We start from the raw sequence: 14,807 nt of genomic DNA, 5'->3' as shown, positions 1-14,807 counted from the left end.
CTGATGCACGTACCACGGTAGGCCGCCAGGGGACGGCGTCAACCCTCTCCGGCGAGATCGCCCGCGATCGCTCCCTCGGCGGGAGCGCCCGCCATCATCCGGGACCACCGGTACCCGGACTCCAGCCGATCCGCCGGGAGATCTCGGCGGCGGCGCGGACCACGGCGGCTCCGACGGCCGGGATCCGGTCCGGCGGCAGCCGGAAGCCCGGCCCGGACCCGCTGACGCTCGCGGCCACCTCACCGTCCGCGCCGCGGATCGGCGCCGCGACCGCGGTCAGCCCGAACTCCAGCTCGTCGACGGCGGTGGCGTAGCCGCGCTCGCGCACCCTCGCCAGCTCCTCCTCCAGCGCCCGCCGGCCGGTGATCGTACGGTCGGTCAGCCGCGCGCGGGGCGGATCGAGCTGCGCGGCGAGCCGGTCGGGCGGCAGGTACGCCAGCAGCGCCTTGCCATTGGACGTGGCGTGCGCGGGAAGCCGCTGCCCGACCCAGTCGTGCGGCCGCAGCACCGACGGGCCCGCGACCTGGTCGACGTACAGCACCTCGTGCCCCGACAGCACGGTGAGGTTGACGGTCTCGCCGATCTCGGCGGCCAGCTCGCGGCAGACGGGACGGCCCGCGCGGACCACGTCCAGCCGCGCCGTCGTGGCACCGGCCAGCCGGACCAGGCCGAGACCGAGGCGGTACTTGCCGCGCTCGCTCTCCTGCGCGACGAGCCCGCGCTTCTCCAGCGCCGCGACCAGCCGGAACGCGGTGGACTTGTGCACCCCGAGCCGCGCCGCGATCTCGGTGACCCCGGCCTCGCCCTGCTCCGCCAGGATCTCCAGGATCGTGACCGCGCGGTCCACCGACTGCACGGGCGATGCGACGTCGCGTAGCCGGCCGTCCTGGTCGGGCCGGCCAGGCTGCGCGTGCTGGTCATGCTGGTCGCCCTGCGCGTCCTGCGGAGCACTGTTGCCCATTGGGGAACAGTACCCAGCTTGTTCAGCCGCCCATCTCGTTCAGTCGCCCAGCTCGACCCGCCGGCGGGCCACGTACTCCTCCAGTTCGGCGCGGACCGCCTCGTCCAGCGGCGGCGGCTCGTACTCCGCCAGCCGGGTACGGACGATCTCGGCGGCGCGGGCGGCGGTGTCGGCGGCGCCGTTCTTCACCCAGCGCTCGTAGTTCTCCGACGAGGACAGGAACGGCCGGTAGAAGCAGGTACGGAAGCGTTCCAGCGTGTGCGCGGCGCCGAGGAAGTGCCCGCCGTGCCCGACCTCCTCGTGCGCGCCGAACGCGAGCGACTCCTCGTCGATGTCCAGCGGGCTGAACTCGTGCTGGAGCATCTCCAGCAGCTGCAGGTCGATGACGAACTTCTCGTACGAGGCGACCAGCCCGCCCTCCAGCCAGCCGGCCGCGTGCATCACCCAGTTCGCCCCGGCCAGGAACGCCGGCAGCATCGTCATCAGCCCCTCGTACGCGGCCTGCGCGTCGGGCAGCTGGGCCGAGGTGAGCGCGCCGCCGGCCCGGAACGGCAGCCCGAAGTGCCGCGCGATCTGGCCCGTGCAGAGCAGCCCGGTCGCGGACTCGGGCGTACCGAAGCAGGGTGAGCCGGACTGCATGTCGATGTTGGACAGGAACGACCCGAACACCACGGGCGCGCCGGGCCGGATCAGCTGCGACAGCGCGATCCCCGACAGCGCCTCGGCGATCTGCTGGACGAGCGCGGCCGGGACGGTGACCGGTGACATCGCCCCCATCAGCAGGAACGGGGTCAGCACGACCGGCTGCCCGGCCCCGGAGTAGGCGAACTGGGCGTCCAGCATCCGGCCGTCCCAGCGCAGCGGCGAGTTGCAGTTGACCAGCGACAGCGTGACCGGGGTGCTCTCGACGGCCTCCCGGCCGCCGAAGAGGATCGCCGACATCGCGAGCGTGTCGCGGGCGTTCTCGCCGGACACGACGTTGCCCATGTAGACCTTGTCGGTCAGCGTCTGCAGCGCGTACGTCATGTCGAGATGGCGGGAGTCCAGCGGCGCGTCGTTGGGCTCGCAGATCACCCCGCCCGCCGAGTCCAGCGCGCCGGCGGTCTGCGCCAGCATCGCCAGCCTGCGGAAGTCGTCCAGCGTGGCGTCCCGGCGCAGGGCGCCCTCGCGGACGAACGGCGGCCCGTACACGGCGCCGAAGGACATGTGGTCGCCGCCGATGTGCAGCGACCTGGCGGGCTCGCGGGCGCGGACGTCGAACTCGCGCGGGGCCTTGGCGACCTGCTCCAGCACGAAGCCGGGATCGAGCCGTACGGTCTCGCCGTCGACCCGCTGGCCAGCCTCGCGGAACAGGCGCAGCGCGCGCGGCGAGTCGAACTGGACGCCGACCTCGGTCAGCAGGCGGCGCCAGCCGCGGTCCAGGACGGCCATCGCGTCGGGCGTGAGGATCTCGTAACGCGGCATCCGGTTGACGAACATTCCGGCTCCCTTCGGCGCGGGGAGGAACGCGAGGGGGAATCGGCCCTTGACGGCGTTCTGCCCGGAATCTTACGCTCGATTTATGGAACCAAGGTTCCATATGATGGAACTCATGAAGCGACCCACCGCACCCGCGTCCGCCCCCTCGGGCACCCAGGCGATCGACCGCGCCGCCGAGCTGCTCCGGCTCGTCGTCGAGTCGGCCGGGCCCCGCACGTTCACCTCCCTCGTCGAGGAGACCGGGTTGGCCAAGTCGACCGCGTCCCGGCTGCTGCAGGCCCTGGAACGGCACCGCCTCGTCCGGCGCGACCGCGACGGCGCGTTCCGGGCCGGCGCGGTCTTCACGCAGTACGCGCTGCGCGGCGACATCACCGACGTGCTGGCCGACCTGGCCGGCCCGGCGCTGGAACGGATCGGCGAGCGCACCGGCGAGACCGTCACGCTCGCCGTCCCCCGGGCCGGCGCCGTCATCACGATCGCGCAGGTCGACAGCAGCTACCTGCTCAGCGCGACCACCTGGGTCGGCATCGACCTGCCGCCCCACTGCACCTCCACCGGCAAGGTCTTCTTCGCCCACGAGCGGCTCCGGCCGCCCGCCGGCGCGCTGGACCGGCGCACCGAGCACACCCTCACCAGCGGCATCGAGCTGGCCCGCGAGTTCCCCGCGATCCTGCGCCGCGGCTACGCGGTGGCGCGCGAGGAGCTGGAGATCGGGCTGGTCTCCATCGGCGCGCCCGTCCTGGCCGCCGACGACACCGTCATCGCCGCGGTCGCGGTCACCGGCCCGACCGCGCGCCTCACCCCCGACCGCACCCCCGAGGTCGGAACGCTGCTGGCCGAGGAGACCCGCGCGCTGTCGGCGCTGCTCGGCCACGCCCCCGGCCACCACATCCGCGGAGGCCCACGCCTCTGAACCATCGATCTCCCGCGGCTCGATCCCGCGGAAGGGCCCGGTCCCGGAGAAGGCCCGATCCTCCGGAAGGGCTCGATCGTCCAGAAAGGAAGGCGCGGCATGTCACCGGAGGAGATCCTCACCGCCCTCTACGACGAGACGCTCGTCGGGAACGCGCCCGCGGTCTTGGAGCTGACGCACACCGGCCTCGCCACGGGGCTGACCCCGGAGCGGATGCTGTTCCAGGCGCTCATCCCGTCCCTGGAGGAGGTCGGCGCACGGTTCGAGCGCGGCGACTTCTTCGTTCCCGAGATGCTGATCGCCGGCCGCGCGATGGCCGGCGCCCTGGAGGTGCTGCGGCCGCTGCTGGCCGAGACCGGCGCGCGGACGACCGGCACGTTCCTGATGGGAACGGTCAAGGGCGACGTGCACGACATCGGCAAGAACCTGGTGAACATCATGCTGGAGGGCGCCGGGTTCCACGTGATCGACCTCGGCGTGCAGGTCTCCCCCGAGCGGTTCATCGAGGCGATCCGCGAGCACCGGCCCGACATCGTCGGCTTCTCGGCGTTCCTCACCACGACGATGCCGATGTTCAAGGCCAACATGAACGCGCTCACCAAGGCCGGGCTGCGCGACGAGGTGATCGTCATGGTCGGCGGCGCACCGGTCACCCAGGAGTACGCCGACGCGGTCGGCGCCGACGGCTACGCCTCCGACGCCTCGGCGGCGGTCAAGCGCGCCAAGGAACTGCTGGAGCGGCGCCGCACGATGGCGGGCGCCCCGTGACTCCCCGGCTGCTGCCGCTGGTCGAGCGGGCGGTGAAGGGCCCGGTGTTCGGCTGCCGGATGTGCGGGCGGTGCGTGCTGCACTCCACCGGCCTCACGTGCCCCATGACCTGCCCGAAGACGTTGCGGAACGGGCCGTGCGGAGGGGTGCGCGAGGACGGCGGCTGCGAGGTCGTGCCGGGCATGCGCTGCGTGTGGCTCGCCGCGTACGAGCGTTCCCGGCGCCTGCCGCGCGGCCGGCGCGAGGAGTTCGCCGAGGTGCGCCCGCCCGTCGACGAGCGGCTGCGGGGCACCTCGTCCTGGCACAACCTCATCACCGGCCGCGACCGCGAGACGCCCGCGGGCTGGGGAGCGTGATGTCGCGGCTGGCCGACCTCGTCGAGAACGGGGGCCGGCCGATCGTCACGGCGGAGCTGCCCGCGGTCGACGGCGGCGGCCTTGACATAGTAAGGCGGCACGTGGCGGCGCTGGCGCCCTGGGTCGACGCGGTCAACGCCACCGACAACACCGCCGCGCACGCGCACGCGTCCAACGTCGCGGTCGCCATCGCGCTGCGCGGGCTCGGGGTCGAGCCGATCCTGCAGGTGGTGTGCCGGGACAAGAACCGGCTCGCCGTCCAGTCCGACATCGTCGGCGCCGCGCTGCACGGCGTCACCAACATCTGCTGCCTGACCGGCGACGACGTCAGCGCGGGCGACGAGCCCGAGAGCCGCCGGGTGTTCGACCTGGACGGGCCGCAGCTGGTCCGGGTCGCAGCGGGCCTGCGGCGCGGCGCGTACCTGTCCGGCCGCCCGATCACCCCGCCGCCGCGGCTGTTCATCGGCGCGGTGGAGAACCCGTCCGCGCCACCGCACGAGTACCGGGTGCGCAGGGCGCTGCGGAAGGCCGCGTCCGGGGCGCGGTTCTTCCAGCTGCAGATCTGCTTCCGGCCCGAACGGCTCGAGCGCTTCGCCACGCTGGCCGAAGAGGCGGGGCTCACCGCCCGCGCCGCCCTCCTGCAGACGATCGTGCTGGTCAAAGGCGTCCGGGGGCTGCGGTTCATGGACGAGAAGGTGCCCGGCGTCAGCGTCCCGGCGGAGACCCTCGAACGGATCGGGCGGGCCGCCGACCCGGCCGAGGCCGCCTACCGGCTGGCCCTCGAACAGGCCCGGCACGCGCTCGCGCAGCCGGGGATCCGCGGCCTGCACCTGGCCGACATGCGGCGGGACGGCTCGCTCCCGCGCCTGATCACCGAACTCGGACTGCGCGGGCCGTCCGGAGAAGGGAACCGGCACGATGCGCACGACCCCCACGACGCACACGACCCCGACGCACACGACCCTGCGCTCCCGTGACGAGGAGATCGTCATCGGCGCGGACCGCCCGTTCTGCGTGATCGGCGAGCGGATCAACCCCACCGGCCGGCCCGCGTTCGCCGAGCGGCTGCGCGCCGGCGACCTGTCCCGGGTCGAGTCCGACGTCAAGGAGCAGGTCGCGGGCGGCGCGATGATGCTGGACGTCAACATGGGCGTGCCGCTGGCCGACGAGGCCGAACTGCTCGCCCGCGCGGTCCGGCTGATCCAGGACCGCACCCGCCTGCCGCTCTGCCTGGACTCCTCGGTCATCGAGGCGCTGGAGGCCGGGCTCGCCGCGTACGAGGGCAAGGCGCTGGTCAACTCGGTCACCGCCGAGGACGACCGGCTCGAGCGGATCCTGCCGCTGGTCAAGCGGTACGGGGCGGCGGTGGTCGGGCTGCCCAACGACGCCGACGAGATCCCCGCCGAGCCGCGCCGCCGGCTCGAGCTGGCCCGCAAGATCGTCGACACCGCCGGCGGCTACGGGATCCCGCCCGAGGATGTGCTGATCGACCCGCTGGCGATGCCCGTCGGCGCCGACACGTCGCTGGTGCGGACCACCCTGGACACGATCGCGCTGATCCACGATGAACTCGGCGTCAACATGACGCTCGGCGCCTCCAACGTCTCGTTCGGGATGCCCGAACGGCACGCGATCGGCGCGGCGTTCCTGCCGATGGCCATGGCGCACGGCCTGACCAGCGCCATCATGGACGCCCGCGCGCCGCGCCTCGTCCAGTCGGCCAAGGCCGCCGACCTGCTGCTCGGCAACGACCCGTGGGGCGGCGCCTGGATCGCCGCGTTCCGCGCCGGGCGGCCGTGACCGCCGGCCGGGTACGGCTGACGTACCGGCTCGGCGACGGCCGGGAGCGCGAGGTCAGCGCGCCGCCGGGCGTGACGGTGTTCGACGCCGCGAGCTGGAACGGCATCGCCGTCGACTCCACCTGCGGCGGGCACGGGACGTGCCGCAAGTGCGGCGTGCGCGTGTCCGACCCGGCGCCGCCCACCCTGGCCGACGCCCGCGCGTACGACCCGGACCGGCTCGCCGCGGGCTGGCGGCTGTCCTGCCGCGCGGTGGCCCGCCACGACCTGGCGATCGAGGTCCCGCCGCTGCTCACCCGGCCCAAGGCCGCCACCGTCGGCGTCGGCCGCCAGGTCATCCTGCGCCCCGCCGTACAGAAGCGCGCCCTGGTCCTGGACGAGCCCACGCTGGCCGACCAGCGCCCCGACCTGGAACGCGTGCTCGACGCCATCGACGACCTCGAACCGCGCGCCGGCCTCGGCCTGCTCCGTACCCTCGGCCGGACGCTGCGCGAGGCGGACTGGCAGGTCACGGCGGTCGTCGTGGACGATCTCCTCATCGCCGTCGAACCGGGCGACACGACCGGCCGCCGCTTCGGCCTCGCGTTCGACCTCGGCACCACCACCGTCGTGGCGACCCTGCTGGATCTGTCGGCGGGCGTCCCGCTGGCGGCGGCGTCCCGGCTGAACGCGCAGCAGCCGTACGGCGCCGACGTCATCACCCGGATCAGCGCCACCATGCTGGACCATGAAGCCCTCCCCCGCCTGCGCGACCTGGCCCACTCCACCCTCTCCGAACTGGCCCGGGAGGTCTGCGCCGAAGGCGGCGTCGACGCCGGGGAGGTCTACGAGATCGCGGTGGCCGGCAACGCCACAATGATCCATCTCGCCCTCGGCCTGGACCCCGAACCGCTCGGCGTCGCCCCGTTCACCCTGGCCGCGGCCCGGCTCCCGGAGACCCGCGCCGCCGACTTCGGCGTCCCCGCGCACCCGTCCGCGCCCGCCATGGTGTTCCCCGCGCTGGGCGCCTACGTCGGCGGCGACATCGTGGCCGGGCTGCTGGCCGCGGGCATGGACCGCGACCGGCGCGTCCGGCTGTTCATCGACGTCGGCACCAACTGCGAGATCGTGCTCGGCTCGGCCGCCGGGCTCGCCGCCACCGCCGCCCCGGCCGGGCCCGCGTTCGAGGGCGCCGCGATCCGCTGCGGCATGCGGGCCGCCGAGGGCGCCATCGAGACCGTACGGCTGGGCGGCGGTCCCGGCGTCGCCGCGGACCCCGTTGTGGACGAGGTCGTTCTCGGCGTGATCGGGGACGTGGAGCCGCGCGGGCTGTGCGGATCGGGCCTGGTCGACGCCGTCGCCGAACTCGTACGGACCGGTCTCCTGGACGCCTCCGGCCGCCTGGTCACGCCCGGCCGGGCCGCCGAGATCGCTCCCAAGATGGCCGAGCGCTTCACCGAGGTCGGCGGCGAGCGCGTCTTCGTCCTGCACGGCGACATCTACCTGTCCCAGCGCGACGTACGGGAACTGCAGTTCGCCAAGGCCGCCATCGCGACCGGCTGGAGCCTGCTCCTGGAGGAGATGGGGACACAGGGGCCTGCGGTCGAGCAGGTCCTGCTGGCCGGCTCGTTCGGTTCCTACCTCTCCCCCGCCAACGCCATCCGCATCGGCCTGGTCCCCCGCCTCCCCGTCCCCCGCGTGGTCAGCGCGGGGAACGTCGCGGGCGAGGGAGCCAAGCTCGCCCTCCTCAACCTGCGCGAACGCGCGGGCGCCGACGCGCTCCTGCGGGAGGTCCGCTATGTCGAACTCTCCGACCGGCCCGACTTCAACGACCGCTTCATCGCCAACCTCGCCTTCCCCTGAAGGCCGCGGGGTCGCCGTGGTGGGTTGCGGGGCGCTGGCTGGACATGTGGAGGAGATCGTGCGCCGGAACGGCTGGCCGGTGGACGTGTACGCGCTCGCGCCGCTGCTGCACAACCGGCCCGCGCTGATCGCGGGGGCGGTGGAGGAACGGGTGCTCGCACTGCGCGATTCGTACGAGCGGGTGGCCGTCGCCTATGCCGACTGCGGCACCTACGGGGCGCTGGAGGAGACGTGCCGGAGCCTTGGTGTGCGGATGCTGCGGGGGGCGCACTGCTACGAGATCTTCGCGGGGCCCTACGGCTGGGACGAGGAACCCGGGACGTACGTGCTCACGGACTTCCTGGTCCGGTCGTTCCGGCACACCGTGATCGGGCAGTTGGGTCTGGACCGGTACCCGGAGCTGCGCGATGACTACTTCCGGCACTACCGGCGAGTGGTGTGGCTGGCCCAGCGGCCGACGCCGGAACTGCGCGCCAAGGCCCAGCACGCGGCCCGCCTTCTTGCCCTGCCCCTGGTGGTAGTGCCCACCGGGGATGCCGGGCTGGAAAACGGACTCCGCGCGCTGGTCCAGGGCGGCCAGGACAACTGAGGCGGCTAAGGCACCGTGAGCCTGGACTTAGGAAGAAAGCAGCTTGGCCAGGAAGTGTCCGGTGTGGCTGGTCTCGACCTTGGCGACGTCCTCGGGGGTGCCGGTGGCCACGACGGTGCCGCCGCGGGAGCCGCCCTCGGGTCCCATGTCGATGACCCAGTCGGCGGTCTTGATCACGTCCAGGTTGTGCTCGATGACGATCACCGTGTTGCCCTTGTCGACCAGGCCGTTGAGCACCCCGAGCAGCTTGCGGATGTCCTCGAAGTGCAGCCCGGTGGTCGGCTCGTCCAGGACGTAGATCGTCCGGCCGGTGGAGCGGCGCTGCAGCTCCGAGGCCAGCTTGACGCGCTGCGCCTCGCCGCCCGACAGGGTCGGGGCGGGCTGGCCGAGCCGGACGTAGCCGAGCCCGACCTCGTTGAGGGTGTGCAGGTGCCGGTGGATCGCCTTGATCGGCTCGAAGAAGACGGTGGCCTCCTCGATCGGCATGTCCAGCACCTCGGAGATCGTCTTGCCCTTGTAGTGGACCTCCAGGGTCTCCCGGTTGTAGCGGGCGCCGTGGCAGACCTCGCACGGGACGTAGACGTCCGGCAGGAAGTTCATCTCGATCTTGATGGTGCCGTCGCCGGAGCAGTTCTCGCAGCGGCCGCCCTTGACGTTGAACGAGAACCGGCCCGGCTGGTAGCCGCGCACCTTGGCCTCGGTCGTCTGCGCGAACAGCTTGCGGATGTGGTCGAACACCCCGGTGTAGGTGGCCGGGTTGGAACGGGGCGTGCGGCCGATCGCCGACTGGTCCACGTGCACGACCTTGTCGAGCTCCTCGACCCCGAGGACCCGGCGGTGCTTGCCCGGCACCGTGCGGGCGCCGTGCAGCTGCTTGGCCAGCGAGTTGTAGAGGATGTCGTTGACCAGCGTGGACTTGCCGGAGCCGGACACGCCGGTGACCGCGGTGAACACGCCGAGCGGGAACGCCACGTCGACGCCCTGCAGGTTGTTCTGCCGGGCGCCCTTGACCGTGACCTCGCGGCCCTTCTCCCGGGGACGGCGGATCGGCGGCACCGCGATCTCGCGGCGGCCGGACAGGTAGGCGCCGGTCAGCGAGCGCTCGGAGGAGATCAGGTCCTGGACGGTGCCGGAGACGACGATCTCGCCGCCGTGCTCGCCGGCCCGGGGGCCGATGTCGACGATCCAGTCGGCGGCCTGGATGGTGTCCTCGTCGTGCTCGACGACGATCAGCGTGTTGCCCATGTCGCGCAGCCGCAGCAGGGTGTCCAGCAGCCGGTGGTTGTCGCGCTGGTGCAGGCCGATGGACGGCTCGTCCAACACGTACAGCACCCCGACCAGGCCGGAGCCGATCTGGGTGGCCAGCCGGATCCGCTGCGCCTCGCCGCCGGCCAGCGTGGCCGAGGCGCGGTCAAGGGTGAGGTAGTCCAGGCCGACGTCCAGCAGGAAGCCCAGCCGGGCGTTGATCTCCTTGAGCACCCGCTCGGCGATCTGCTTGTCGCGCTCGTTCAGCTCCATGGCCAGCAGGAACTTGGCGCACTCGCCGATCGGCATCGCGGCCACGTCGGCGATCGAACGGCCGGCCATGGTGACCGCCAGAATGATCGGCTTGAGCCGGGCGCCGTCGCAGGACGGGCACGGGATCTCCCTCATGTAGCCCTCGAACTTCTCCCTGCTGGAGTCGCTCTCGGACTCGGCGTGCCGCCGCTGGATGTAGGGGATCACGCCCTCGTAGGAGGTGTAGTACGAGCGGGTGCGGCCGTAGCGGTTCTTGTAGCTGACGTGCACCTGGGTCTCGTGCCCCTGCACGATCGCCTTGCGGGCCTTGGCCGGCAGCTTCTCCCAGGGGGTGTTGAGGTCGAAGCCCATGGCGTCGCCGAGCGCCGACAGCAGCCGCAGGAAGTAGTCGCTGACATGCCCGCTGGACCAGGGCTGGACGGCGCCCTCGCCCAGCGTCATCGTGGGGTCGGGGATGACCAGCTCGGGGTCGACCTCCATCCGGGTGCCCAGGCCGGTGCAGTCGGGGCAGGCGCCGTAGGGCGAGTTGAACGAGAACGAGCGGGGCTCCAGCTCCTCGAACGACAGGTCGTCGTAGGGGCAGTAGAGGTGCTCGGAGAACATCCGGGTGCGGTGCTCGTCGGCCTCGGGCAGGTCGACGAAGTCGAGCACGATGGTGCCGCCGGCCAGGCCGAGGGCGGTCTCCACCGAGTCGGCCAGCCGCTGGCGGGCCGAGTCCTTGACCGCCAGCCGGTCGACGACGATCGAGATGTCGTGCTTCTCCTGCTTCTTGAGCTTGGGCGGGTCGTCCAGGCGGATCATCGCGCCGTCGACCAGCGCCCGGGAGTAGCCCTTGGACTGCAGCTCGCGGAACAGCTCGCCGTACTCGCCCTTGCGGCCGCGGATCACCGGGGCCAGCACCTGGAAGCGGGTGCCCTCCTCCAGCTCCAGCACCCGGTCGACGATCTGCTGCGGCGCCTGCCGGCTGATCGGGCGGCCGCAGTCGGGGCAGTGCGGGTGGCCGATCCGGGCGTACAGCAGCCGCAGGTAGTCGTAGACCTCGGTGATCGTGCCCACCGTGGAGCGCGGGTTCTTGCTGGTGGACTTCTGGTCGATCGACACCGCCGGGGACAGCCCCTCGATGAAGTCGACGTCGGGCTTGTCCATCTGCCCGAGGAACTGCCGGGCGTACGCCGACAGCGACTCGACGTACCGGCGCTGGCCCTCGGCGAAGATCGTGTCGAACGCCAGGCTCGACTTGCCGGAACCGGACAGGCCGGTGAACACGATCATGGAGTCCCGCGGCAGGTCGAGCGAGACGTCCTTCAGGTTGTGCTCGCGTGCTCCACGCACGATGAGTCGGTCATGCACGGCGTTGTTCCGGCTTCCTCTAGTGGCGTCTCTCGGCCCGGCAGGCCTCGGCCGGCCGGCGGTCCCGGGGGCATGCTGGGGACACACTCGTCGTTCTCAGGCTAGTCAGGGGGTCCGACAGAAATCCGGCGGTCGTCCCCGTCCTTCAACAGCGGGGCGCCCCGCGGCATTTCTCATGACCATCGCCGCACGCTCCTCCCCCGTCCCGGAAGCCTGCGGCGCCACTCAGAAACCGTACACGTGTTCGAAGATCTCTCGCTACCGGAACGCCTCGCGGGTCAAGGTCCAGCACATCGTACGTCCGCTCTCGGCGGGCGCACCGATCTCGCGCGGCTCGTAGCGGTCGAGCCGGTAGCCGAGCTTCCGCGGCACCGTGGCGCTGGCCACGTTGGCCTCGTCACAGCGGATCTGCACGAGGTTCACGCCCGGCGAGTCGAAGGCCGCCCTGGTCAGCGCGCCGGCCGACAGGGTTGCCAGGCCCCGGCGAAGGTACGCGGCGTGCGTCCAGTAGCCGATCTCGCGCAACTCCGGGCCCGCCGGGACCATGAGTGCGGCGCTGCCCTGGACCGTCCCGGCCGGGTCGAAGATCCCGTAGGTGTAGGACGTGCCCTCGTCCCACTCGCGGATCGCCTGCCGGACGAAGCGCCGCTCGTCCTCGAACGTCGGGGGCTCGGCCGCCCAGGCCGCCCAGGGGTGCAGGTGCTCGAACGACTCGGTGACCGCCAGGAACACGCGCTCGGCGTCGTCCTCGGTCCAGCGGCGCAGCTCGAGCCCCGGCGCGGCGGAGGTGGACAGGGGGATCCGCTCGGGCGGGGGTGTCATGGCTCCGATCCTGCCTCGTCGTCGAGGGCGAAGTCGAGGTAGCGGGCGGCCGAGCGGGCCACGGCCTGCTTCCCGTCGGTCTGCACGATCCGCTTCCACCATGCCCCGTACACCCGGCTGAACGGGTAGGGCTCCAGCAGCCGCAGGGCCCGGCGGACCGTACGGGGCCGCTCGGGGATGAAGTTGGGGTAGCTGTACATGAAGCTGACCCAGTCGCGGTCGCTGACGACCTGGAGGATGTCGCCCGACAGCAGCGCGCCGGCGCCGTCCTCGCCGTCCCGCCAGTGCAGGACCTGCCCGCCGTCGAAGTGCACCCCGGCGTTGACCAGGGTCATCCCGTCGGCGATCTCGAGCGTGTCGCCGGTCCAGAACGTCACCGCGTCGTCCGGCCGGGCCACCCAGCGGCGGTCGGCCTCGTGGATGAACACCGGCGCGCCGAAGGCGTGCGCCCACTCGATCATGGTGCCGTAGTAGTGCGGATGGCTGATCGCGATCGCCGCGATCCCGCCCAGCGCGCGGACCTCCTCGACCAGCGCGTCGTCGATGTAGGTGATCATGTCCCAGAGCACGTTGCCCGCGGGGCTCCTGACCAGCAGGGCGCGCTGGCCGATGGCGGTCGCGGGCTCGGCGCCGATCCCGGTGAGGCCCGGGCCCTCGTCCCGGACGACGCCCCGGTGGCCGGCGGCGCGCAGCTCCTCCAGGGTCGTCCAGCGCTGGCCGTCCCAGCCCACGTACTGGCGCTCGTCCTCGCAGATGGGGCAGTCGGGACGCGGGTCGGAGTACTGGACCCCGCAGGTGGCGCAGATGGGAAACCTCATGGAGATCATTGTCACCGGCGTGGCCCGGGACATGCCAGGGCAGGATGGATCCGACCGGACGGGCGCGACGGAGGCAGGGCGAGATGAGCGAATGGCGGAAGGTCCTCGCGGAGGTCGACGCGGGGACGGAGCGGATCGTGGCGACGGTGGCGGGGCTCGGCGAGGAGGAACTGCGGGCGCCGTCCGCGCTGCCGGGCTGGACGCGCGGCCATGTGGCCACCCATATCGCGCGCAACGCCGATTCCCTGTGGAACCTGCTCGAATGGGCGCGGACCGGCGAGGAGATCCCGCAGTACCCGAGCCTGGACGCCCGCAACGCCGATCTGGAGGCGGGCGCCGGGCGGCCGGCGCGGGTCCTGGCCGACGACGTCCGGGCGACGGCGGAGCGGTTCAGCGCGCAGGCCGAGGCGCTCCCGGAGGAGGCGTGGCAAGCGCCGGTACGGGCGATGCCGGGCTGGTCGCATCCGGCCTGGTTCACGGTCTACCGGCGCTGGCATGAGGTGGAGGCCCATCACGTGGACCTCGCGGCCGGCTACGGGCCCGCCGACTGGCCCGTCACGTACGTGGAGTGGGCGCTGACCTGCACGCTGGCCGATCTGGAGGGGCTGCCGGAGGGCCTGCGCGGCGGGCTGGCGGGGTACAAGCTGGTGGCCACCGACACCGGTGACACCGCGGACCTCGGCGACGCTGCCGAGATCGCGGGCGGTGGCCGGGCGCTGCTGGCCTGGCTGAGCGGCCGGTCGGAGGGCGAGGGGCTGATCACGCGTCCGGAGGGACTGCTGCCCGCGCCGCCGCCGTGGCCGCACGCCCCCAGCGGTTTCTAGGGACTCGGGAGTCAGCGGGACGGGGTCAGGGCGCCACGCGCTCGCGGGCGTCGTGCAGGTGCGGGCGGGGGGCGAACGGCTCGACGACGGCCGGCTCGGGGTCGTCGGACAGGCGGCGCAGGGCCTCCGCCGACCGTACGGTGATCATGTTGCGGGCGACGGTGACCCGGCCGCCCTCGGCGGCCAGGATCTGGGCCACCTTGCGCCGGCCCATGCCCGCCCAGCGGCCCAGGTCCTGCTGGCTGACCGGGACCTGGACCGCGTGGCCGAGGCCGCCGGGCAGCGGCTGGCCGAAGCGGGCGACCAGGCGCCGCAGCCGGCCCGCCAGGCGCCGCCGCGGCTCGTCGGGGAAGTGCGCGGTGCGCAGGGTGTTGGCGTCGCGGAGCCGTTCGGCCAGGACGGCGGCCACGGCCCACGACGAGCCCGGATGGGCGTCCAGTACGGCGCGGAACCGGTCCGCGGGCAGGACCAGCGCCTGTACGGCGGTGAGCGCCTCCACGCTCGCGTCGCGGACGCCTCCGTCCACGGCCTCCAGTTCCCCGACGATGTCGCCGGGGCCCAGCACGTCCAGGATGACGGTCTCGCCGTCCCGCTCGACCCAGACCTTGGCCGCGCCCGAGCGCAGCACGAAGACCGGCGCGGCGCGGGTGTGCTCGCGGGCGAGGAACCCGCCCGGTTTGATCATCACGTTGGTGCCCGCCCGCAGCAGGCCCTCCCGTGCCCGCTCGGGCAGCACGTCCCAGAATCTGATGATGTCCATACCGCCAG

General features: G+C 72.7%; 14 protein-coding genes. 8 read left to right on the top strand and 6 right to left on the bottom strand.

Annotated features, from left to right (window positions below; translation table 11 throughout):
* Window positions 1-94: 94 nt before the first annotated feature.
* Window positions 95-961, bottom strand: coding sequence for an IclR family transcriptional regulator (locus ACH34Q_RS38935; protein WP_395988203.1), 867 nt, complete (start codon window positions 959-961; stop codon window positions 95-97).
* Window positions 962-1,000: 39 nt separating this feature from the next.
* Window positions 1,001-2,440, bottom strand: a complete 1,440-nt coding sequence (locus tag ACH34Q_RS38930; RefSeq protein WP_395988202.1) for a trimethylamine methyltransferase family protein — start codon at window positions 2,438-2,440, stop codon at window positions 1,001-1,003.
* A gap of 112 nt (window positions 2,441-2,552) precedes the next feature.
* On the opposite strand from ACH34Q_RS38930, the gene ACH34Q_RS38925 reads away from it, so the two are divergent.
* From ACH34Q_RS38925 to ACH34Q_RS38895, 7 genes are all read left to right on the top strand, one after another.
* Window positions 2,553-3,353 carry an IclR family transcriptional regulator gene (locus ACH34Q_RS38925; protein ID WP_395988201.1) on the top strand — a complete coding sequence of 267 codons (801 nt, stop codon included), beginning with the start codon at window positions 2,553-2,555 and terminating at the stop codon, window positions 3,351-3,353.
* A gap of 99 nt (window positions 3,354-3,452) precedes the next feature.
* Entirely contained in the window at window positions 3,453-4,121 is a 669-nt protein-coding gene (locus tag ACH34Q_RS38920; protein ID WP_395988200.1) for a corrinoid protein, read from the top strand.
* Window positions 4,118-4,477 (top strand): methylenetetrahydrofolate reductase C-terminal domain-containing protein, encoded by a 360-nt coding sequence (locus ACH34Q_RS38915; RefSeq protein WP_395988199.1) that lies wholly within the window; start codon window positions 4,118-4,120, stop codon window positions 4,475-4,477. The genes ACH34Q_RS38920 and ACH34Q_RS38915 overlap by 4 nt, the downstream gene beginning before the upstream one ends.
* On the top strand, window positions 4,477-5,454 hold the full coding sequence (locus ACH34Q_RS38910) for a methylenetetrahydrofolate reductase (protein WP_395988198.1): 978 nt from the start codon (window positions 4,477-4,479) through the stop codon (window positions 5,452-5,454). The genes ACH34Q_RS38915 and ACH34Q_RS38910 overlap by 1 nt, the downstream gene beginning before the upstream one ends.
* A complete protein-coding gene (locus ACH34Q_RS38905) occupies window positions 5,396-6,277 on the top strand; it encodes a dihydropteroate synthase (RefSeq protein ID WP_395988197.1) in 882 nt (293 codons plus the stop codon). The genes ACH34Q_RS38910 and ACH34Q_RS38905 overlap by 59 nt, the downstream gene beginning before the upstream one ends.
* Window positions 6,232-8,118 (top strand): ASKHA domain-containing protein, encoded by a 1,887-nt coding sequence (locus ACH34Q_RS38900; RefSeq protein ID WP_395988196.1) that lies wholly within the window; start codon window positions 6,232-6,234, stop codon window positions 8,116-8,118. Before ACH34Q_RS38905 ends, ACH34Q_RS38900 begins: the two co-directional genes overlap by 46 nt.
* A gap of 46 nt (window positions 8,119-8,164) precedes the next feature.
* Entirely contained in the window at window positions 8,165-8,707 is a 543-nt protein-coding gene (locus ACH34Q_RS38895) for a DUF1638 domain-containing protein (RefSeq protein ID WP_395988195.1), read from the top strand.
* A 27-nt stretch (window positions 8,708-8,734) separates the two neighbouring features.
* Here the strand turns inward: ACH34Q_RS38895 and uvrA are convergent, their stop codons facing one another.
* The 3 genes from uvrA to ACH34Q_RS38880 form a co-directional block, all read right to left on the bottom strand.
* Complete coding sequence (gene uvrA / locus ACH34Q_RS38890) at window positions 8,735-11,575, bottom strand: excinuclease ABC subunit UvrA (protein WP_395988194.1); 2,841 nt, start codon at window positions 11,573-11,575, stop codon at window positions 8,735-8,737.
* A gap of 258 nt (window positions 11,576-11,833) precedes the next feature.
* Window positions 11,834-12,397 carry a GNAT family N-acetyltransferase gene (locus tag ACH34Q_RS38885; RefSeq protein ID WP_395988193.1) on the bottom strand — a complete coding sequence of 188 codons (564 nt, stop codon included), beginning with the start codon at window positions 12,395-12,397 and terminating at the stop codon, window positions 11,834-11,836.
* On the bottom strand, window positions 12,394-13,215 hold the full coding sequence (locus ACH34Q_RS38880; RefSeq protein ID WP_395988192.1) for an MBL fold metallo-hydrolase: 822 nt from the start codon (window positions 13,213-13,215) through the stop codon (window positions 12,394-12,396). The genes ACH34Q_RS38885 and ACH34Q_RS38880 overlap by 4 nt, the downstream gene beginning before the upstream one ends.
* 83 nt (window positions 13,216-13,298) lie before the next feature.
* On the opposite strand from ACH34Q_RS38880, the gene ACH34Q_RS38875 reads away from it, so the two are divergent.
* Window positions 13,299-14,039 (top strand): maleylpyruvate isomerase family mycothiol-dependent enzyme, encoded by a 741-nt coding sequence (locus ACH34Q_RS38875; RefSeq protein ID WP_395988191.1) that lies wholly within the window; start codon window positions 13,299-13,301, stop codon window positions 14,037-14,039.
* A gap of 25 nt (window positions 14,040-14,064) precedes the next feature.
* On the opposite strand, the gene ACH34Q_RS38870 is transcribed toward ACH34Q_RS38875, so the two are convergent.
* Window positions 14,065-14,799 carry a Crp/Fnr family transcriptional regulator gene (locus ACH34Q_RS38870; protein ID WP_395988190.1) on the bottom strand — a complete coding sequence of 245 codons (735 nt, stop codon included), beginning with the start codon at window positions 14,797-14,799 and terminating at the stop codon, window positions 14,065-14,067.
* Between the last annotated feature and the right edge of the window lie 8 nt (window positions 14,800-14,807).

This window comes from Actinomadura sp. 9N407, from assembly GCF_044326315.1.
Classification (GTDB): Bacteria; Actinomycetota; Actinomycetes; order Streptosporangiales; family Streptosporangiaceae; genus Spirillospora.
This window is presented reverse-complemented; position numbering and strand designations above follow the sequence as displayed.